Annotated in this window: 18 protein-coding genes; 13 read left to right on the top strand and 5 right to left on the bottom strand. The window is 35.6% G+C overall.

Features of this window, described 5'->3' with window-relative positions:
• Position 1: 1 nt before the first annotated feature.
• Positions 2 to 499: a peptidylprolyl isomerase gene (locus CBM24_RS24070; RefSeq protein WP_075994257.1), complete on the bottom strand. Its 498-nt coding sequence runs from the start codon at positions 497 to 499 to the stop codon at positions 2 to 4.
• Between the two features lie 37 nt (positions 500 to 536).
• A complete protein-coding gene (locus tag CBM24_RS24065) occupies positions 537 to 2,537 on the bottom strand; it encodes a thioredoxin domain-containing protein (RefSeq protein ID WP_088163013.1) in 2,001 nt (666 codons plus the stop codon).
• A 200-nt stretch (positions 2,538 to 2,737) separates the two neighbouring features.
• Here CBM24_RS24065 and CBM24_RS24060 point away from each other — a divergent pair, with 200 nt between their 5' ends.
• From CBM24_RS24060 to CBM24_RS24045, 4 genes are all read left to right on the top strand, one after another.
• Positions 2,738 to 3,352, top strand: coding sequence for an RNA polymerase sigma-70 factor (locus tag CBM24_RS24060; RefSeq protein WP_088163012.1), 615 nt, complete (start codon positions 2,738 to 2,740; stop codon positions 3,350 to 3,352).
• A gap of 2 nt (positions 3,353 to 3,354) precedes the next feature.
• Positions 3,355 to 4,365 carry a FecR family protein gene (locus tag CBM24_RS24055; protein WP_088163011.1) on the top strand — a complete coding sequence of 337 codons (1,011 nt, stop codon included), beginning with the start codon at positions 3,355 to 3,357 and terminating at the stop codon, positions 4,363 to 4,365.
• Positions 4,366 to 4,383: 18 nt separating this feature from the next.
• Positions 4,384 to 6,951 (top strand): carboxypeptidase-like regulatory domain-containing protein, encoded by a 2,568-nt coding sequence (locus CBM24_RS24050; RefSeq protein WP_088163010.1) that lies wholly within the window; start codon positions 4,384 to 4,386, stop codon positions 6,949 to 6,951.
• Positions 6,952 to 7,036: 85 nt separating this feature from the next.
• Positions 7,037 to 7,873 (top strand): DUF4249 family protein, encoded by an 837-nt coding sequence (locus CBM24_RS24045; protein ID WP_088163009.1) that lies wholly within the window; start codon positions 7,037 to 7,039, stop codon positions 7,871 to 7,873.
• Positions 7,874 to 8,062: 189 nt separating this feature from the next.
• Here the strand turns inward: CBM24_RS24045 and CBM24_RS24040 are convergent, their stop codons facing one another.
• Positions 8,063 to 8,554, bottom strand: a complete 492-nt coding sequence (locus CBM24_RS24040; protein ID WP_075994251.1) for a SixA phosphatase family protein — start codon at positions 8,552 to 8,554, stop codon at positions 8,063 to 8,065.
• Between the two features lie 140 nt (positions 8,555 to 8,694).
• Here CBM24_RS24040 and CBM24_RS24035 point away from each other — a divergent pair, with 140 nt between their 5' ends.
• The 6 genes from CBM24_RS24035 to CBM24_RS24010 all read left to right on the top strand — a co-directional run bounded on the left by CBM24_RS24035 (position 8,695) and on the right by CBM24_RS24010 (position 15,094).
• Entirely contained in the window at positions 8,695 to 9,498 is an 804-nt protein-coding gene (locus CBM24_RS24035; RefSeq protein WP_088163008.1) for a methyltransferase, TIGR04325 family, read from the top strand.
• A gap of 35 nt (positions 9,499 to 9,533) precedes the next feature.
• Complete coding sequence (locus CBM24_RS24030; RefSeq protein WP_232475620.1) at positions 9,534 to 10,514, top strand: glycosyl transferase; 981 nt, start codon at positions 9,534 to 9,536, stop codon at positions 10,512 to 10,514.
• On the top strand, positions 10,493 to 10,894 hold the full coding sequence (locus tag CBM24_RS24025) for a sugar 3,4-ketoisomerase (RefSeq protein ID WP_088163007.1): 402 nt from the start codon (positions 10,493 to 10,495) through the stop codon (positions 10,892 to 10,894). The genes CBM24_RS24030 and CBM24_RS24025 overlap by 22 nt, the downstream gene beginning before the upstream one ends.
• Positions 10,860 to 11,948, top strand: a complete 1,089-nt coding sequence (locus CBM24_RS24020; RefSeq protein ID WP_088163006.1) for a DegT/DnrJ/EryC1/StrS family aminotransferase — start codon at positions 10,860 to 10,862, stop codon at positions 11,946 to 11,948. The genes CBM24_RS24025 and CBM24_RS24020 overlap by 35 nt, the downstream gene beginning before the upstream one ends.
• A gap of 266 nt (positions 11,949 to 12,214) precedes the next feature.
• Positions 12,215 to 13,501, top strand: a complete 1,287-nt coding sequence (locus CBM24_RS24015) for a S41 family peptidase (protein WP_088163005.1) — start codon at positions 12,215 to 12,217, stop codon at positions 13,499 to 13,501.
• 129 nt (positions 13,502 to 13,630) lie between these two features.
• On the top strand, positions 13,631 to 15,094 hold the full coding sequence (locus tag CBM24_RS24010) for an MAC/perforin domain-containing protein (protein ID WP_088163004.1): 1,464 nt from the start codon (positions 13,631 to 13,633) through the stop codon (positions 15,092 to 15,094).
• A gap of 224 nt (positions 15,095 to 15,318) precedes the next feature.
• Here CBM24_RS24010 and CBM24_RS24005 read toward each other — a convergent pair whose 3' ends face one another.
• The gene (locus tag CBM24_RS24005) at positions 15,319 to 15,537 is read right to left on the bottom strand and encodes an alpha-1,2-fucosyltransferase (RefSeq protein ID WP_088163003.1); all 219 of its coding nucleotides are present in this window, start codon (positions 15,535 to 15,537) and stop codon (positions 15,319 to 15,321) included.
• An 83-nt stretch (positions 15,538 to 15,620) separates the two neighbouring features.
• Between CBM24_RS24005 and CBM24_RS24000 the strand changes: the two genes are divergently transcribed.
• The 3 genes from CBM24_RS24000 (at position 15,621) to CBM24_RS23990 (ending at position 19,104) form a co-directional block, all read left to right on the top strand.
• Positions 15,621 to 16,694, top strand: a complete 1,074-nt coding sequence (locus CBM24_RS24000; RefSeq protein WP_088163002.1) for a glycosyltransferase family 2 protein — start codon at positions 15,621 to 15,623, stop codon at positions 16,692 to 16,694.
• A gap of 363 nt (positions 16,695 to 17,057) precedes the next feature.
• On the top strand, positions 17,058 to 17,903 hold the full coding sequence (locus CBM24_RS23995; protein WP_088163001.1) for a glycosyltransferase family 2 protein: 846 nt from the start codon (positions 17,058 to 17,060) through the stop codon (positions 17,901 to 17,903).
• 202 nt (positions 17,904 to 18,105) lie between these two features.
• Positions 18,106 to 19,104 (top strand): hypothetical protein, encoded by a 999-nt coding sequence (locus CBM24_RS23990; RefSeq protein ID WP_088163000.1) that lies wholly within the window; start codon positions 18,106 to 18,108, stop codon positions 19,102 to 19,104.
• Here CBM24_RS23990 and CBM24_RS23985 read toward each other — a convergent pair whose 3' ends face one another.
• Positions 19,105 to 19,908, bottom strand: a complete 804-nt coding sequence (locus CBM24_RS23985) for a glycosyltransferase family A protein (RefSeq protein ID WP_088162999.1) — start codon at positions 19,906 to 19,908, stop codon at positions 19,105 to 19,107. It abuts the gene before it with no gap.
• Between the last annotated feature and the right edge of the window lie 3 nt (positions 19,909 to 19,911).

The following is a 19,911-nucleotide window of genomic DNA, read 5'->3' as shown; positions in this document are numbered from 1 at the left end:
ATTAGTGACCTTGTGTACCGTCTACACCATGTGAATGTCCATGAGACAATTCTTCTTCAGTAGCAGGACGTACAGTTAAGATTTCGATATCGAAATTTAATGTTTTGCCAGCCATTGGGTGGTTTAAGTCAGCAACAACTACTTCTGGAGTAACCTCAGCTACTACAGCGCGGAATTGGTTTCCTTGGTTGTCTTGTAAAGGCAATACTTCTCCTACTGGAGGTAAACCTGTTTCTTTGAACATATCTACTGGCAACTGTGCGAATGCCTTGTCATCTTTTTGACCGTAAGCATCATCCGGTGCCAATTCAAATGAAATTTTATCACCAACGTTTAAGTCTGCGATGTTTTCTTCGAATTTAGGTAACATCATACCTACACCATATAAGAAATCTAAAGGTTGTTCTGCAGTTGTTTCTTCAACGAAAACTTTTTCACCGTTTTCTACTGTGTGAAGTCTGTACGTCAATGCTACGACGTCGTTTGCTTTTATAGCCATCTGATTTTGATTTTTGGAAGCCCGAGGCTACCGTTTATTAAATATAATTTATTAACGCTTGTATGGAATCCTGTGGTAGACTGCAGGTCCTGTTTTTACAAAGATATGCTTTTGTCTCCTTTCCGACTCTATGTTCGAGCAATGGAAGATTTTCTTCTGTACCGCCAAGAACAATTTTATTTGGAATATAATAGTTGCCGAGTTCATTTTTGAAAGCCATTGCTTTATCCCCCGTCAATGCAATTTCATTGATTCCATATATTTCTTCTAGCAATAATATTGCCCAATTTGAATAAGCCGAACCATAAGTCTTGATTTGCGGGAATACATTCGCCAGCAATTGGTCTGTAATGGCGATGTAATTTTCATCATCAAAAAGCAAACCTAATCGTTTCAGCTGACGAACCATTGTCGACGAAGAGGATGGAATTACATTATCCATAATTTCGCTTTTCCGTGCGATGAGTTCCTCTGCCTGCGACGATGTATAGTAGAATGTTTTTTGTGATCCATCGTAAAAGAATGCAATGGCCTTATCAGCGAGCTGTCTTGCTTTTGTGAGCCAATTGAGGTCAAATGTCGCCTCATATAATGCTATAAAGGCTTCAATAGTGAATGCATAGTCATCTAAGAAGCCTGCGATCGCTCTATTGTTATCTTTGGGTTGGTGCAATAACTGGAGATCGTCTTGAATAAGATGTGTACAGATAAACTGGGCATTGTTTAAAGCGAGTTCAAGGAAATGGCTGTTTCCAAGACTGTGATAGGCATCTATTAGTCCTTTTAGAAATAGCGCATTCCAAGTGGTTAGCTGCTTATGGTCGAGTCCCGGACGGATCCGTTGTTCACGATAGTTGTATAATTTTTTCTTTGAAATTTTTAAAAAATCTGCCCATTCGTCAGCTGACATATTGACCTTTGTTGCTAACTGGTCTGCATTAATGGCGCAAATAGGAATGTTGGTTTTCTCCTCCTCCCAGTTGCCGGCTTGGGTTATGTTAAAATATTGCCCGAGTAGGGGAGCATCATCGCCCAATACCTCGTCAAATTCAACTTTGGAGAAGGAATAGTATTTCCCTTCAATGCCTTCGCTATCGGCATCTAAAGCGCTATAGAAACCATGGTTTGGAGCAAGCATTTCACGCTCGGCCCAAGTAATCGTTTCTTCGATGATCCGTTTATAGAATGGATCCCGACTTTGTTGATAAGCTTCGGCATAAAGGGATAATAATTGCCCATTGTCATAAAGCATTTTTTCGAAGTGGGGAATATGCCAATAATGGTCCACCGAATAGCGGGCAAAGCCACCTCCGATCTGGTCATAAATACCGCCTGATCCAATCTTTTTCAATGTAAAATGAACATGTTCCAAGATTTCCCGATCGTCGGCCAACACAGCATATTTTAGCAAGAACAACCAGTTGTTGGGCAGTGGAAATTTGGGTGCTCTTTGATATCCGCCTTCCTTTTTATCGAATATCTCGATCCAAGGGGTAACAATTTCATTTAAGTCGTCGATTGTGTATTGCGCTGGAATAGGATTGATGGGAAGTTTCTCGGCCCGTTGAATACCATTGTTTAGCTTTTCGGCATATTCGAATGCAACTTCTGGTTTCTCAGCCCACATTTGTGCAATTTGCAATAAGATATTCTGCCAGTCGTGCGGTTTGAAATAAGTACCACCGTAAATTGGTCTTCCATCGGGCAGGCAGATACAATTCAATGGCCAGCCCCCGGCATTGGTCATCAGTTGCACTGCAAGCATATACACTTGATCAATATCGGGGCGTTCTTCGCGGTCAATTTTGACCGATACGAAAAACGTATTCATGGTTTGGGCGATGGCTGAGTTTTCAAAACTTTCACGCTCCATCACATGGCACCAATGGCAAGCCGAGTAGCCAATGCTTACGATGATCAGTTTATTTTCGTCTTTTGCCTTTTTTAAAGCTTCCGGTCCCCAGGGCATCCAATCTACTGGATTGTGTGCGTGCTGTTTAAGGTAGGGTGAATTTTCAAATTGCAATTGATTCGCCATAAGACGAAGGTAGTGAAAAAGTAATTATTAACCAGCCTAGTGAAAAACATACAGGCAATAAACTTTGCTGTAGCATTTTTTTTTATTTCTACGTCGTGTTAAAGTAACTTCATTGGATTGAAAATTAATTAGATGTTATATAATGTCCGATGAATTTGATTAGTTTTACATGCATTTATTATTAGCTTTACCGAAGTCCTATGTCAAATGACGTTGATCTGCTTAAGAAGATAGTCCAAAAAGATAGAAATGCTTTTGAAGCTATTTATAAGAGTCATTTCCGTAAATTGTATATCTTGTCTTTTCGGTATGTGCGAGAGGAGGCAATCGCTGAAGAGCTCACCAATGATGTATTTATGATGTTATGGGAAAATGCAGGAAAATTGATCATTAATCAATCACTTGGAGCCTACCTATCCCGCAGTGTTATCAATCTCTCGCTTACTTACCTCAAAAAGAATCAACGTTTATTAGAACGGAATAATGATTATAGCAAGGAACTGGATCTGACAGATGAGGAAGATCAGATCGATAGCGCAGCACTTTACGAATCCAAATTATTGATGATCGAAAGTATATTGGAAGGGCTGCCGCCGCAGTGTCGAAAAATCGTTCTTATGAGTAAGTACGATAAGATGAAACAACAGGAAATCGCGGATCAATTGGGAATTTCCATTAAAACCGTAAAAAATCATTTGACGATTGCTTACGATAAAATTCGGGTGGCTTTGGCCAGGCAAAAGACATTTCTGTTGCTTCTAATCGGCTTTTTATTTTTTTCATTAGGACTTTTTGTTCAGTTTATTATCTTATAGATATGGAAGAAAACAATACTTCAAGATTTATTCCTTATGACTTGATTCAGAAAGAGCTGGATGGGACTATTTTCGAAAGGGAAGGGGTATTACTTGAACGTTGGATTTCTGATGATACGGAGAACCATCGATTATATGATGAAATCAGAACAATATCCGATGACCTTATTGCATTGGAACACTATAAAAATGTAGATACCAATAGTCAATGGGATAAATTTAAACTGCAGCTGGATAAAGAAGCCATTGTTCAGGACCAAGAGATCGCGATACCAATTAGCACGATTTGGAAACCCTGGATGAAATTTGTGGCTGCAGCCGTATTGTTGGTTGTCGGTTTTGCCTGTTATCTGAACTTTGACCGCTGGATGGACAATGAAATCCGAATATATGGATCAGCAGCGCAGCAGCCCATTTTGCTTCCTGATAGTTCAATTGTGATATTGCATGCAGGAGCGGAAGCTTTGTTCAATAGGCGAACATTTCTGGGAGAACGGATTGTCGAACTTAAAAAGGGAAAAGCGCTATTTGATGTAAAGCACAAAACGGGGAACTCTTTTGTCGTAGATCTTGAAAACAATTATGTGCGTGATATCGGAACTACTTTTGAAGTGAATTTGCTTGAAAATGATGTTGAGGTTTTTGTTAAGGAGGGCTCTGTCGCCTTGAGCAGTGGAAAAGGAGATCATGCAAAGGAACTTATTCTGCAAAAAAATCAGAAGGGCCTGTATAAAAAACAAACAGCATCCTTGTCCAAAATAGATCTTTCTGAGCAAAATGATACCGAAGTTGCTCAGAAACTGAGCTATTCGAATATTCGATTGGACAGTATCTGCGCGGATTTGGAAAAGCATTTCCGGGCGAATATTACTGTTGTTGGGGATAGCTTAAAAGCGCGGAAGCTGACCATGTATTTTGATGGACAAACGCTCAATGAGATTGTTCAGATTCTCTCCAAGACCCTCAATGTGAAATGGAAATCGGGTAAAAAAGGATATAGAATCTACGAATAGACTTTTCGCATTGCTGATATGAAAGATAGGATACTGTATCGTCTGCTCTTTTTATGCTGGTTGGTTATAGTCATGTGTTCGAAATCCATGGGGCAGAATTCTCCTACGGATTCGCAAATTTCAATTGACACACATAACAAACAGATCATTCAGATACTTGTCGAAATTCATAAAACATACGATATATCCATGTCTTATGATGAGCAGATTTTTAACAAGGACATTATCTATAGTCGATCATTTAATAAATCGAGTTTAGAAGAGGTTCTTAATTATTTGCTCAAAGATTCCAATATTGGATTCACAATGATCAATAGGGCCCTGATCTTCTACAAAGAGGATAAGACTTTTACCATTAAGGGGCGTGTTGTAGATAGTCTAAGCGGTGAAAACCTGATTGGTGCTACTTTGTTGATTGCTGCGAAAAGTAAAAGTAGTTTTAGTAATAAATATGGGTTTTATTCATTAACTCTGCCACTGGAGACCAATGTCTGTGTGGTAAGCTATGTCGGGTATAAAACAAAAATTGTGAAATTTTCTCCCGATATGGAGTTTGGTACATTTTTAATCAAACTTTCCCCTCTAGATATGAATCTAAGTGAAATTGTGATCAATGGAGACTCTATCGGGCGAAGTAAGCAATTACAGGTGTTAAATGGGAAGATAGACTGGAATAGAGCTCGGAGAAGTTCTTTCTATAAGGGAGAAGCGGATATTATCAAGGTTTTACAGATGCAAAATGGTGTTAACGGATTGACTGAGGGGGGGAGTAACTTGTTTGTTAGAGGCAGTGGTAAAGATCAGAATCTTATATTGTTGGATGAAGCCGTTGTTTACAACCCATCGCATTTATTTGGTTTGACTTCTGTCTTTAATCCTGATATCTTAAAACATACTCAAATTTATAAGGATGCTATCCCATCGAATTTCGGAGGACGGATTTCATCCATCATGGAGATGAGCACACGTGATGGCGATGTAAACACAGTACATGTCTTCGGAGGCGCAAGCTTACTAGTTGCTCGCATTGGAGCTGAAGGTCCACTTATAAAGAAAGGGAAGGGATCTTTTTTAGTGACGGCAAGATCAAGTATATCGAATGTGTTCAATAAAGAATATCGTTTGTTCAATGTGAAGGGGAATTATAGTGACTATAATGCCAAATTGAATTACGCAATTGGGGACCGTCATAGGGTTTATGTTTCTGGATATATCGGGCAAGATAAAGTGGTTGCACCTAATAAAAATACTAATCATTGGGGGAATTGGGCGTCTACATTACGGTGGAATTATGTGCATAGTCCACGCCTGTTTATGAATTTGTCCGCGATTTTTAGTAATTATTCGAACAGGTTGGATATCAGTAAACCCGAATCGCCAGAAAACCGAACATGGCTGACCCAAATTAGAGATTTTAGCCTTAAAACTGATTTTACCTATTTTGGAGGATTAGATCGCATGCTTGATTTTGGAATCCAAGGGACGCTGCATAGGTTCAAACCTGGGGAAATTTCTCCCGTTGATCTAGCTAAGGAAGAAAATATTTTCAGGGCACAAGCATATGAGTATGCAGGCTACGTATCCTTTAACTGGAAGATTGACTCTTCCTTTCGGGTCGTTTTAGGTACACGTTTAAATGCTTTTTATAGCACTTCGTTTGGACAATATTATTTATTGAATAACCAATACAAAGTATTGGCGGGAGATTTGGATAAGAAAAAGACTTATTACGGGATCGAACCTCGTTTTTCTTTTCAGTATAAGTTTGCCGATGCTTATTATGCAAGAATATCTTATAACCGTATATACCAATATCTACAGCTTTTACAGAATGATGAATTGGCTTTTTCATCGTTGGAGGCCTGGATACCTGCTGGGCAAAATATAAAACCTCAATATACAGATGCAGTCTCATTTCGCATAAATAGAATGATTCATGGAGGATACATTGCGATAGATGGGTATTGGAAAAAGATGAAAAATCAAGTTGAACTTATTGACCATGCGCAACTTATTTTAAATCCTTTTATAGAAACTCAGATAAAACAGGGAAACGGTCGAGTATATGGTTTAGAATTTTCTTTTAATAAACGTATAGGCCCTGTTGAGGGAACTGTTCTATATAGCTATTCTCGGTCCTTTCGCAAAATTGTAGGAATAAATAAAGGCAATGAATACGTGGCTAACTATGACATTCCACATGTGGCAAAAGTTAGTTTGTCTTACGATATCAATACAACTATTCATTTGAATACATTTTATGTATTACAGTCAGGAAGGCCATTAACATATCCAATGGGGTTTACGGAGTATGAAGGCATAGTTATGCCTATTTATTCGGATAGAAATTCACATCGTATGCCGATTTTTAGTCGCTTAGATATAAGCTGTTCTTTCGATTTAGAAACGAAAAAACAGCGAGAAAAAGGTCGGCTAAATACTTTAAATATAGGTCTATATAATGTTTTTGACCGACATAATCCATTATATTACAGTTTTTTAGAGAGTGGAAATGGTTCCCCCGTCGTTAAACAGACTTCATTTTCAGGAATTGTTCCATCAGTAAACTATGCAATAAGATTTTAAAATAAATGATGTTCAATGTATCTAAAAGTTCATTTTAATCGTATGGTTAATGTAAATTTGGAACTAGTAAATTAGGTTGGGGCAGATGAATAAAAATATCTATTGGAAAGTCCTTGTTTTGTTGTTTTGCTGCAGCATGCTTTACGCCTGTGAAAAATCAGCGCTAGAAGATGGACAATCTTATGATATGATCGTGGAAGGTGGTATCAATACCATGTATAAAGAGCAATATATTCAATTAAAGCGACTTCATATTTCTGGCGTTACTAGTGAACTTGAAGGAATTAGTGCTGCTACGGTTATCGTGACAAATGGTCCAAATCAAATTGATTTTGAAGATGTTGGAAATGGTCTTTATAGAGGTCAATTGTTTGATTTAAGAGATACCGTTGGAAATATATTCCAATTAAAAATTGAATTGAATGGAAAGGTGTATGAATCACAAGATCAGCTAATCACCAATGTTCCGATAGAAAAGTCTTTTATTCCGGTAGAAAAATCTGATGTTAATAAAAAATGGCATGTCAAGGTTGATACATATTTATTTGGTATGAGCAATTCCAATAAATGGCTTATCATGCCGCAAAAGGAATTTTCGGATGAAAGTATGGTATTTTTTAAAGCACCCTATAGTTATAGTTTTAGGTCGGGAGCTCCAAATGTTTTAAATACATTGCTGGCTGCTACTTATAGTTATGAAATGGGAAGGAAAGACAGTTTAACGATTTCTAAATTTGCGATTTCGCCGAGATATGCAAAGTTTTTATATAATTTGTTCCAAGAAACAAAATGGAAAGGGCTATTGTCAGCAGTCCCTGCGAATGTACAAGGAAATGTTACGGGAAACGCCCTTGGATTTTTCTATGTAATGGATGGAATCAAGAAAACAGTTCCGATGAAAGATATTAGAAACGCTAAATAGCCAATTTAATCATTAAAATTAAGAGCCATATACGTAAGAATCGTATATGGCTTTTTTTATGTGAATTTGTTTCTATTAAATTTTGTTGATTAGAAAATGAAAATGCTATTAGGACTTTTTAATAATGTTATTGTCATTATTAAAGATTGAACAACTAGACGTGTTTCAATACAAATGGTTCTTTGAATTTTAATCAATTATTTGCCCAAGATCAGCGCAATTGCCGCTGAGCATCTGAAAAGTGAAACCGGTGTCGAGTTTTATCTCTGCGCATGATGAGGTCCGTAGATATGCCGCTTTCCGGGTTAAGTATTCAACGAGATCAGTTAACGTAGGATTATGACCGAAGAGCAGAACTTGATTGATATGGTCAGGAATTGCATTGATAATGGATAGCAGATGTTTGTATGTGCATTCGTAGATCGTTTCTTCGATCTGAATATCAAAAGAAGAAGAACCCATGACGTCCAGAAAAGTGCGCGTTGTTTGAAGTGCGCGGTTGGCTGGGGAGCTGATCACCATACTATTTTCGTCAAGATTCAATTTTGTGGCAAGCTTGGCAGCAACCTGTTTTGCATGCTGAATTCCATCGGAGGTAAGAGCTCGGTCAAAATCGTTTATTCCCGGAATGGTTTCAGCTTTGGCATGTCGGATGATATAAAGTTTTTTACTGTTGTCCATGATTAAAATTTTTGATTCTATACTAATAACGCTTGATAGCAATATTTCATTGTAAAAATGATGAGATTACTTTCTTCATTATAACAAAATAGTAAAGTATGAGTTCTGCGATTCTAAAAAATATAAAATATAAAAGATAAATGATAAAGAAGTTCTTTTCAAAAAAAAGTAATAAAGAAAGGACTGATCATGGATATGGCTGGTCAGGAAGATATATGTATTGGGAAGATGTTAAAAGCTTAACAGATGGGTATGATGCAAATTTGATTTTGAACAGAACCTATCAATCGATGCTTAAAATTCGTGATGGGCATGCTGTATATGAGAGAGATTCCGTGCTATTTGAGAAAAAAGAATATCCTTTTGCACTAATTTCAAGTCTTCTTTATATAGCAACAAAAAATGATTTGAAATTGAAAGTCATTGATTTTGGAGGCTCTTTGGGTACAACTTATTATCAAACACGTGACTTTTTAAAGCCTTTGGAATCGTTAGAATGGCACATTGTGGAACAAGAGTCCTATGTAGAGCTTGGTAAAAAAGAGTTTGAAAATAAGCAGTTAAAATTTTATAAAACAATAGAAGAGAGTATTGCTGATGGCCTGCCAGATATAATTATTCTATCCAGTGTTGTCCAATATTTGGAAAAACCGCATGAATTTCTCAGTTATTTGACGGGTTTGCGAATAGCTTATCTTTTTTTCGATCGTACGGCGTTTGTCTATGAGGGACCTGACCGCCTTACCTTGCAACGTGTGCCACCATCTATTTATGATGCATCCTACCCAGCATGGTTTTTTAATGAGGCAAAATTCTTGAACCATTTTAATGACTATGAACTACAAGCTCAATTTGCATCCTATGTTATTGGAGAACAAGATATGCTAATTGATGGAAAGTTGGCAGGATATGATAGCGGATTTTTTTTTAAGAAAATGATATGATGCATAACTACTGTACTTTATTTAACTCAACATATTTGACTAGAGGATTAGCAATGTATAATTCTCTCGATAAGTATGTTAAGGGATTTCATCTTTATATTTTCCCATTTGATGAGGCGTGCTTTTCAATTTTAAAAAATCTCAATCTGCCGAAAGCGACAATTATTCCGTTAATCCAGTTTGAGGATAGGGATTTACTTGCTGTTAAGTCGACGCGTACAGCTGCAGAATATTGCTGGACTTGTACACCATCTATTATACGTTATGCAATTAATACCTATGGATTGCAATCGTGTACATATCTGGATGCAGACTTGTTGTTTTTTGGAAATCCACAGGTTCTGTTTGAAGAGATGGGAGATAATTCGGTATTAATTACACCACATCATTATACTGAAAAATACGATCAGTCAGCAACAAGTGGAACATATTGTGTTCAATTCGTTTGTTTCAAAAACACGAAAGAGGGAATGGAAGTACTTGAATGGTGGCGCAATGCTTGTTTAGATTGGTGTTATGCGCGCGTGGAAGATGGGAAATTTGGCGATCAGAAATATCTTGATGATTGGATGACGAGATTTAACTGTGTTCATGCTTGTGAACATCGAGGAGCGGGAATTGCTCCCTGGAATATTCAACAATATGAATTTGGTGATAGGGATAGTTCAATATGGGCAAAAAGTATAGGGACTAGACTTAGTTTTCCAGTCATATTTTATCACTATCATGGGCTCAAGATAGCAGAAGCTAATAGTTTTATTCCGTTACCAACAGCATACTATGATTTAAATGATAATGGCCTCTTGTTTATGTATAAACCCTATATGTCCGCTTTGGTAGAAGTAAGTAATGGATTGAAGAAACGGGGGATTACTGCTGTACTACACGAAAATATCAAAATTCCGAAGATTCGGACATCCATTCGTCGAATTGCTAACCTCTTTTTTAAGGGAAAAACAGGAGAGTTTTATCACATCAATTATTTTAAAATGAGATGGCTTACCAAGTTGATTTAAAGACATTTACTGATGATCGCGGTAATTTGACAGTGATTGAAAAGGTTATTCCTTTTGATGTCAAGCGTATATTCTATATCTATGGAGTCGATGATTCTATCAGAGGAGGGCATCGACATTATCAGACCGTTCAAGCAGCAGTCTGCTTGCGTGGACGTTGTGCAATTTACAATCAAGATGGTGCAAAGGAACAAATTTTTGAATTGAATTCACCGGACCAATGCTTGATTTTAGAGCCAAAAGATTGGCATCAGATGTTCGACTTTTCGGACGATGCTATTCTTATGGTGCTTGCTTCTGAATATTTTGACGCTACAGATTACATTTATGAACCCTATTTAAAACATGATAGCATACGAGAACTTACAGCAGGTCAATAAGGAATTTATGGATGAATACACGCATGTTTTTCAGGAGGTATTACGCGGAGGTTGGTATATTTTGGGAAAACAGGTACAGCAATTTGAACAATCATTTGCGAATTTCTGTGGTGTCGAGCACTGTATCGGAGTAGCCTCCGGGCTAGATGCATTGGTTCTTTCACTGCGCTATTTTGGATTTAAACCCGGAGATGAGATTATCGTACCTGCTAACACCTATATTGCTTCGATATTGGCTATTGTTCAGGCTGGTTTAAAACCCGTACTTGTTGAACCGGATATAAACACGTACAATATTGATCCAAAACGGATAGAAGAGTGCATTACAAAAAGAACGAGGGCTATACTTGTTGTCCATCTTTATGGAAAGATGAGTGATATGGATCCCATTCTTCAGCTGTCCGCTCAATATGACTTAAAGATAATCGAGGATTGTGCACAAGCGCATGGAGCTAAATACAATGGTCAAAAGGCAGGAGCATTTGGTGATTTTGGTGCATTTAGTTTCTATCCTACAAAAAATCTTGGCGCATTGGGAGATGCTGGAGCTATCACATGTAAGGCTGATATACTGAATAATTCGATTCGTACGCTACGGAATTATGGTTCATCTGCTAAATATGTCTTTGATGAGGTGGGGTATAATTCGCGGCTCGACGAACTGCAAGCTGCTTTTTTGTCTGTGAAATTAAAATACCTAGATAAAATTACAGCGCACAAACAGAGGTTGGCAACAGTTTATCTACGTGAGTTAAAGTCCGATTTTATACTTCCAGTTGTACAACCTAGACAAGAAGATGTTTATCATATTTTTGCGATCCGTCATCCCGAACGAGACCGATTGCGCGCTCACCTTTTGGCAAATGAAATTGGAACGGAAATCCATTATCCAATCCCTCCACATCAACAAAAAGCGATGAAAGGAATTTTATCAAGCGACGGATATCCTATTTCAACGGAAATTCATCGAACAATATTGAGTCTCCCTATTTCCTATGGTCATACAGAAGAGGATATCAATAGGGTTGTGGAGGTAATGAATAAATTTTTATAAACAAGCTCGACGCAGGTAGAGGCCAAAGTCAGGCCGCTGGAAAAACGGATGAAGATCACTCGTGTATACAACTTTAAAAGTTATTTTATGTGTGTGAAAGGGGGAATTTTTCTTTATGATTATATTGCCATAACACTGCCAAAGCGATAGTCGTTATGCTGTAGTTTTAGTTTTAGAAGAAGTATTGTCTTGAGAGCCTATGAAAAAAATAATTTTTCATTAAATGCGAATTTAAAAAAAGGATATTAACATATTATATTTGTTTAATGAAAATAGTAAGTACTAACCTTTCGTATAAAGTTATAGATGTATGCTTGACAGCGACTCTTTTGTTTGTTTTTGGTTGTAAAAAATACTCTGACGAGAACATTTCCCCTTCAACAGGATCAAGAATAGAATTCACATTAGATTCATTATACCTGTATGCGAAAGATATATATCTATGGAACGATGTACTTCCCAGTTATAGTGATTTTTCACCTAGAGAGAAATATGCGTATATTTTTCCTGAAATCAACGCCGTTAATAACGAGTTATTTGACCTCTCTCAATTCAAAATCAACGAGAAGACTAAACTACCTTATGAATACCGAGGATTATTAGATCCAAAATATAGTTACCTAGAAACCAATTATAAACAAAATACAAAAGCAACGTTATCCGCTTCTGGTGTCGTAAATAGCGGGATAATAGTCAATCACATTGACAATTTAACTTACCTTTATATACCTTCATTCCCCCCATTAAATACACTAAGAAACAATTTGGACAGTATATTTATAGATATAGCCAAGCAGAGACCTAGAACAATGGTCATTGATTTGCGTTATAATAAAGGAGGATATATAGAAACGGCTGAGTATCTGGCTAACCTGATTGGCTCCAGTAAACTTAATGGAAAAATAATGTACATGGAGTGCTTTAACAGTACGTTAAGCACTGGAAAAGCAAAAATTTTAAAACATCAGCCCTATCTAGATATCAATGGGAACTATGTAAAAATTAATGGACGGCAAGCCACCATGGCAGATATAGACTTCAGTGAAAAGGGGAACACTTACTATTTTGATAAAAAAGGGCAGTTGGAGAGTATAGAAAATATATATTTTATTATCTCGGGATCGACCGCCTCAGCAAGCGAATTATTAATTAGCTTATTTAAACCCTATTACAACGTAAAACTAGTCGGACAAAAGACTTTCGGAAAACCGGTAGGCTTTTTTCCAATCGAAATTGATAAATATTCAATCTATCTCAGTAGCTTCTTATTAAAAAATGCAAAGGGCTGGTTTGATTATTTTGACGGAATCGAACCAGATATTGCTATTGATCTACCCATTAGCCCTGAACTTGGAGATCCTGAGGAAGTAGGTTTAAAGAATATTCTTCGAGACCTCGGAAGAAATAAAACTAGTTTATCAGCAACAAACCGCAAGAAATATACAGGACGCAACCGGCACGACAACAAAATATTTGATTCTGATAAAGAAATGCCACTTATTGAAAGAAGATTGAAATTAACTCTAGGTGTTGAAACCTTAAATACACAATAAACATGAGCAATTAAATACTATATGTGACAACATAAAGTCAAAAAAATATTATTTAAATATAAAAATGTAATAAAAGATATTTTGTAATAAGATTAATTTTGTTTTTTTTTGTGTAAAAATAATAAGATAATGAAAAGAATTAATCTATTTTGTACTTTAATCGCTTCGACGTTTCTCCTTGCTAACTGTGCTAAAAATGAATCTAATGACGAAATTTTATTAAACAATAACTCTGCTAACAAAGCATTTGCCGGCGATGAAAAATGGGATGTTTTGGGGTATGGGTATGATGTAGCTGGCGATTATCTTAATTTGAATAGTGTGAAAACACTTCCGGTAATTGATGTGGACAAATTTGATGCTGCAAACAATGGTAAAATATATATGCCAACTTCCACCTCCAGTCCAAAGGGAGACTACTATTTTGGATCCACGGCAACCGAGTTTATAAAGGAAATCAATACAAATAGAAAGTTTGATGCGAGTGCAAGCTACGGTAGTAAAGATAGTTTAAAGACGGGTGGGCAATTATTCACTGCATCTTTTAGTCGTGATAAATCAAACGAAAGTATTAAGAATACAGCCAGCCGGTATTCCTATGCGCGTTATGATGAAAGCCTAACTATAAAGAGGATTCAATTTACAGATGATATAGATGTGGACATTTTGAAAAATTATACAACAAATGATTTTAAAACTTACATCAATACAAAATCTCCAGAAGAAATTATACGGCTCTACGGTACACATGTTTTGTTGAATGTTGATTTAGGCGGACGTTTAAGCTTCTCGTTTTCTGCAAATATTACAAGTGAGACCAGTCAGGAAAAGAAGATTAATAAAGTTCAAGGAGGTTTGGGCTTCTTCATTAAATCATTCGGTATTAATATTGGAGGAAGTAAAAACACTGAAGAAATGACTAAAGATTTCAATGAAAGCAGAGAAAGATCTCTCAACCTAAGCTTTTATGGAGGAACGAACTCTGGAAGGTCAATTACTTTCGATTCAAATGGTAATTCGTCTGAAAGTATTAATATCGCCTCTTGGCAGCAGAGCATTTCCTCAAAAAACTGTGCTTTGACTAATATTAGAAAAATGGTTCCTCTTTATCATTTCGTAACCGACCCTACAAAAAAGGCTGCACTTAAAGTGGCTATTGAAAAGTATATTAGTGATAATCAGATTAGTGAGCTAGGGGAGATACCGGTATACTCATTACTTATCGGATCAGGTAAATTTACAAACCATCTTATATCTCATTCTCCTTCCTCCGAAATAGGGGATATTGTTAATGAAGGTGTTGTTTTTTACGCCTTAAAAAATCAAAAACCAGGAACGGTGCCTGTATATAGATATAGAAATGATAAGTATCATAATAATTTTTACACAGTGTCAGGTGCAAATTTGAATTTACCTGATTATAAGTACGAAGGGATTGTGTATTATGCTTACCCAAGTCCCGGATCGTCTCTTAAGCCTGTGTTTCGTTACTACAACGAAAATTTAGTAGACCACTATTATACAATGCAATTAGGGACATATATGGGGTATAAATTTGAACGTATTGAATTTTACGGAATAGGAATTGATTAGATACATATAATTGCTATAGAAGTATTCGGAGATACTAAACTGAAATACCTGCCAAGTAATATTATTAAGAATGATGATATTACTTGGCAGGCATTTCTTTTTTAGTTCACCTTCATGTTTTTTGTAGACATGCCGAGGATAATATTTATTTTAAAATGTAATGAAGTGTAATAATACTCGTCCCGAAGTATCAATGGGGACGTTTATCCATTTTCTTGGAGAAATCACAACTTTGTCCGGGGAATATTGTTTAGCCAAGCTCCCCACCAACTAAAACTATTATTGGCGATAATATGGTGTTTCCACAGTGACATGAGCTGCAAATCCCGAAAACTATTGACGCCGGTGTTGTGATCAACGAAAATCGCATTTAGATCATTAACTGTGGCTTCAAAATATCCAATATGAAATCCTAAAAGAATCTCCTGTGTTATATTTTTCAATCTTCCTAATTTTAGGAGAAATTGTTATATTGCATATTCACATTAATATATGCACGGATGATTTGTCTGTATTGCTTTTAGACATGTTATCTGAAGAAGATTATATGCTAATGCAAAAAGAAAGAAAACAGGGGAATTCACACGAAGAGAATAACGCAATAAAAGTGACAGTATTTATGGCTGCCTATAATGCGGCGGCTTATATTGCGGAATCAATAGAAAGCGTGTTGCAGCAAACTTATACTAATTTTGAATTACTAATTGTAGACGATGGTTCCACCGATGAGACTATAGATATCATTTTAGGATTCCAAGATTCAAGAATTAGACTGATTCAGAATGAAAGTAATAAAGGTTTACCTTTTACTCGTAATGTAGCCTTGAGGGAGGCAAAAGGCGATGTTTTAGCTGTTTTGGACAGTGATGATATTGCATTCCCTGATCGATTGCAGATACAGATTCAGTATTTTCTTAATCGCCCTCAATTGGCTGTCTTGGGAGCTTGTGCGTTTGTTATAGATGATCAGGGAAAGCGAACCGGGGAGGAGATGATCCCAATTTGTGAGAGTAATCAACTTCATGCAGCTTTATTGTTTTATAATTCATTTGTCCACTCTACTGTAATGTTGCGGATGTCTGTTTTCAGAGAATTTGGCGGTAATCCCAATCATCCTGTGGCGCAGGATTATGGATTGTTTTCCCGAATCGCTCTAAAGTATGAAGTTGATAATATTCCTTTACATCTGGTAGAATACCGTGTGCATGGTAATAATATTTCTATACGTAAACAAAGTCTATTAGCTCAACAGCTGACTGCAATCTTATTTTATCAACTCGATAAGTTACTTCCAGACACAAAAAAGATTGACCCTCAAATATTACTTACTCCTGTTGAAGGAAGTCATTATTCAATAGCAGATTATTATATGCTTTATCGAGAAATTATCGTAAATAATAACGAGAAAAGAATATATCCTATAGATTGTCTACATCGTCTGTTGTATAATAATTGGGTGGCGATTGTTATGGAAAAAGGACGGTTGAATACATTTACTATGCTGCTAAGTCAACCAATATTTAAATTGAGTTTTGCTACAGCAAAACAGATTCGAAAAGCCTTTAAACAATCATTTTGGAGTCTAGTAGGACGTCAGTGATATTTATATTCTACTTAGCAGATCTCTGTTGAACATATATTTTTAATCTTGACCCGTCGAAGAATTAGCAAGTACTCTTTCTAAAAAAATAGCCCTTCAATTATCCAAAAACTATTGCTGTCTAATATTTTTTAATTTTTGATTGGGACCTTTTTGAGAACTAGTTGTCATAATGTAGAAAGGGAGTATTCTGATGATACTTCTTTGTTTATGCTCTTTGTTCCAAATTCTGTGGTTGTAAGAAAAAAGATAAGTTAAAGGATGATTATAGATCTTTTTGTATAGATCCCGGAGATACCTCAAAGAGCATTTTATTTTCTTGATCAATTAGTATAACGAAAAATAAAATTTCTCTAAAGATATATGGGTGTTAAATTTTCCATTGTTACTATTAACTATAATAATAGAAAAGGATTAGAACAGACGATTGAAAGTGTGATAAATCAGAAATATGACAACTTTGAATTTATCATTATTGACGGCGGAAGCAATGACGGTAGCGCAGAACTTCTCAATAAATACGAACGATATATTAGCTATGCTGTTTCTGAAAAGGACGACGGTATTTATAATGCCATGAATAAAGGGATTCGTGCTGCGATCGGAGAATATATTGTATTTATGAACAGTGGAGATCAATTTTATGATGAATTTGTATTGTTGAAATACCAAGAAAATATTTGTGACAATTATCAAATTTACTATGGCAATGCAATTGGTGTTAATGAGGATAATGGATTGAAGGATATCTTTTATCCCAATGAGCTCAACTTATCTCAATGGTTATACGATACAATAAACCATCAGGCTTCTGCTATTAAACGTTCTTTGTTCTTAACATATGGTTTCTATAATGAGCAGTCAAAAATAACTGCCGACTGGCAGTTCTTTACAAAAATGTACCTTTTGCATCAAGTCCAGTTTAAATATATATCTTCCTTTCTAGCAAAAATAGACCTTAATGGAATTTCATCTGATCCATCATTTTCCATATTGCAGCAGCAGGAGAGAGATAATTTTATTCAACTTGAACTGCCTCAGTTTTGGAAAGAATATTTGTTCATGCGACAAGTTAGATTTTATAAGTATATGACCAAAAGAGAAAGGAAGATTTATCGTATTAAACAGAATAGAATGACTAGTAGAGTTTTTAAAATTTGGATTGATTTTTTAACATTATTTACTCGGGATGAAATTAAGCATGTGTAAAGTTTTATTGGGCGAGTAATATCTGGAAAGAAACAATAACTAATTTAGAATAGCCAAAATAATAATTCATGCTAGATGTAACTATATAGAAGCCTTCATCGTTATACTGTATAGTTGTTACAATTATTTGATATCTTTGATTAATAAGTTTAACTCTTTACTGGCGTATAACGCAGTTAATCGAATAGATCCATTTAAATTCATGAATAAAAAAATTCTTTTGCTAGTACCCAATGATTATCAGCTTTATAAATTAGTTCAAAAAAATATAGAAGACATAGGGTTTGATGTTACTGTTATTCTCCATAATTCAGTTAAATTTAGGTATAAAAACATTTTTCAAAGACTTTATAAGCTTTTTAGAAAGTTGTCCGATGGGAATAATAGCTACAAGCAGGAACTGATAATCAAATACAGTGCAGAGCAACTTATCAATAGGATAGAGGCGTTTGATACGTTTGATTATTGTTTAGTATTTCGGGCCGATTTTTTTCATATTGATGTTTTAAATACTGCTAAGCAGAAATCAAAATGGATAACGTCTTATCATTATGATGGTTTGAAGCGCAATCCGTCAATTTTTGAAAGAATTTCCATATTTGATAAGTTTTATGTTTTTGATGAAGAGGATGTCATGAAAACTGATACGGTAAGAACTTATCTTTCCCATAATTTTTATTTTGACTTTGATCATGGACACAAAGAGGCTATATATGATGCTTATTTTCTAGGTTACTATAGTGAAAGTAGAGAGTATTTTTTGTTAAGTCTATTTCATATTTTAAATAGAATTTATAGTAGAGTGAAATTTCAAATTGTTTTTCCTCCAGAACAATTAAAGCATGTAAAAAAATACACAGAATACGGCGTAGAATGCCTCAAAAAAGTTGTTCCATTTGATGATTACCTGGATCGGGTCGAACGGTCAAATATTATTGTGGACTTCTTAATCGGCGATCATAATGGTCTATCGTTTAGAATATTTGAAGGTCTAAAATATTCTAAGAAAGTAATAACGACCAATCCAAATGTGGTCAAATATGATTTTTATCATCCTAATAATTTTTATATATTGAATGCATCTTCCTTAGTTGAAAAGCAATTACTTGATTTTCTGAACCTTCCATATGTACAGATTGAAGATACCATACGTCAACGATATAGCTTTACTTCTTGGTTCAATCAGATTATAGCGATGTAATTAATAGTTTGTTTCAGTAGCAGCCAAATTTCCATCCTCATCAAATTTCCATGAGCTGGAGCTAGAGGATGTTCTCATATAAAATAGTTGTTCTTCGGTAAGGTTTTTGGGATTTAGATACCAGCCCATATGTTTACTTGTAAAGTCTCCTGCAATGCGGATACCTTCATAAAACCTTATCGGTTTTACCTTAAAATTAATGGGATATTTAGGTTTATATAGTGCAAATGTTGTGTCTATTCCTGCTTTGTAAATATTGGTGTCTAACTGATGTTCCCAAAATTGTTGTTCCCATTTTATGACTTTTTCTCTAAATGGATAGTATTCAGGTATTGATTCTAAATCGAGTGCAAAGCCGGTTTTTAATACGCTAAATTGGTATCTATCCAGCGTGCGAATTAAAGTGTCTAGGAAATTATCTGGAAGATTGTCATTGGGGCGTATATCAGCATCAGTAATACAATAGTACCCTTGCCCATACTTCTCTTGAAGTTGTTTGTTTTCAAAAAACACCATATGACCGAGATTGTCGGACATCATTTCGACTGTTACCGTGCCACGTATCTCATTATAATATTCTAGGAGAGGAGCATAGGTCGACTTATTGTCAATAATTATTATATTTTTGAACCCCCTTTTTAACAAAAATGAGACTAGATATTTTAAATTTTCTAACTGATTATAATTTATAATGAGGATTGGAATACTTTTACTGTTTTTTCTTTGTTTTTTTACTTCCGTATTGAAAAAAATAAGATATTTATACAAAAGAAAATGACTTAGACGCTTAAGATGTTTTTTCATTTA

This window comes from Sphingobacterium sp. G1-14 (genome assembly GCF_002196555.1).
Taxonomy (GTDB): Bacteria; Bacteroidota; Bacteroidia; order Sphingobacteriales; family Sphingobacteriaceae; genus Sphingobacterium; species Sphingobacterium siyangense.
Note: the sequence above shows the minus strand (reverse complement) of the source record. Positions and strands in the feature narration are given on the sequence as shown.

Excerpts from the sequence above, each read along its gene's own strand:
- CBM24_RS24060 (WP_088163012.1), top strand. The coding sequence starts at position 2,738 with ATGTCAAATGACGTTGATCTGCTTAAGAAGATAGTCCAAAAAGATAGA.
- CBM24_RS23985 (WP_088162999.1), bottom strand. The coding sequence starts at position 19,908 with ATGAAAAAACATCTTAAGCGTCTAAGTCATTTTCTTTTGTATAAATAT.
- CBM24_RS24035 (WP_088163008.1), top strand. The coding sequence starts at position 8,695 with ATGATAAAGAAGTTCTTTTCAAAAAAAAGTAATAAAGAAAGGACTGAT.
- CBM24_RS24050 (WP_088163010.1), top strand. The coding sequence starts at position 4,384 with ATGAAAGATAGGATACTGTATCGTCTGCTCTTTTTATGCTGGTTGGTT.
- CBM24_RS24040 (WP_075994251.1), bottom strand. The coding sequence starts at position 8,554 with ATGGACAACAGTAAAAAACTTTATATCATCCGACATGCCAAAGCTGAA.
- CBM24_RS24020 (WP_088163006.1), top strand. The coding sequence starts at position 10,860 with ATGATAGCATACGAGAACTTACAGCAGGTCAATAAGGAATTTATGGAT.
- CBM24_RS24070 (WP_075994257.1), bottom strand. The coding sequence starts at position 499 with ATGGCTATAAAAGCAAACGACGTCGTAGCATTGACGTACAGACTTCAC.
- CBM24_RS24045 (WP_088163009.1), top strand. The coding sequence starts at position 7,037 with ATGAATAAAAATATCTATTGGAAAGTCCTTGTTTTGTTGTTTTGCTGC.
- CBM24_RS23995 (WP_088163001.1), top strand. The coding sequence starts at position 17,058 with ATGGGTGTTAAATTTTCCATTGTTACTATTAACTATAATAATAGAAAA.
- CBM24_RS24055 (WP_088163011.1), top strand. The coding sequence starts at position 3,355 with ATGGAAGAAAACAATACTTCAAGATTTATTCCTTATGACTTGATTCAG.
- CBM24_RS24065 (WP_088163013.1), bottom strand. The coding sequence starts at position 2,537 with ATGGCGAATCAATTGCAATTTGAAAATTCACCCTACCTTAAACAGCAC.
- CBM24_RS24010 (WP_088163004.1), top strand. The coding sequence starts at position 13,631 with ATGAAAAGAATTAATCTATTTTGTACTTTAATCGCTTCGACGTTTCTC.
- CBM24_RS24025 (WP_088163007.1), top strand. The coding sequence starts at position 10,493 with ATGGCTTACCAAGTTGATTTAAAGACATTTACTGATGATCGCGGTAAT.
- CBM24_RS24015 (WP_088163005.1), top strand. The coding sequence starts at position 12,215 with ATGAAAATAGTAAGTACTAACCTTTCGTATAAAGTTATAGATGTATGC.
- CBM24_RS24000 (WP_088163002.1), top strand. The coding sequence starts at position 15,621 with ATGTTATCTGAAGAAGATTATATGCTAATGCAAAAAGAAAGAAAACAG.
- CBM24_RS23990 (WP_088163000.1), top strand. The coding sequence starts at position 18,106 with ATGAATAAAAAAATTCTTTTGCTAGTACCCAATGATTATCAGCTTTAT.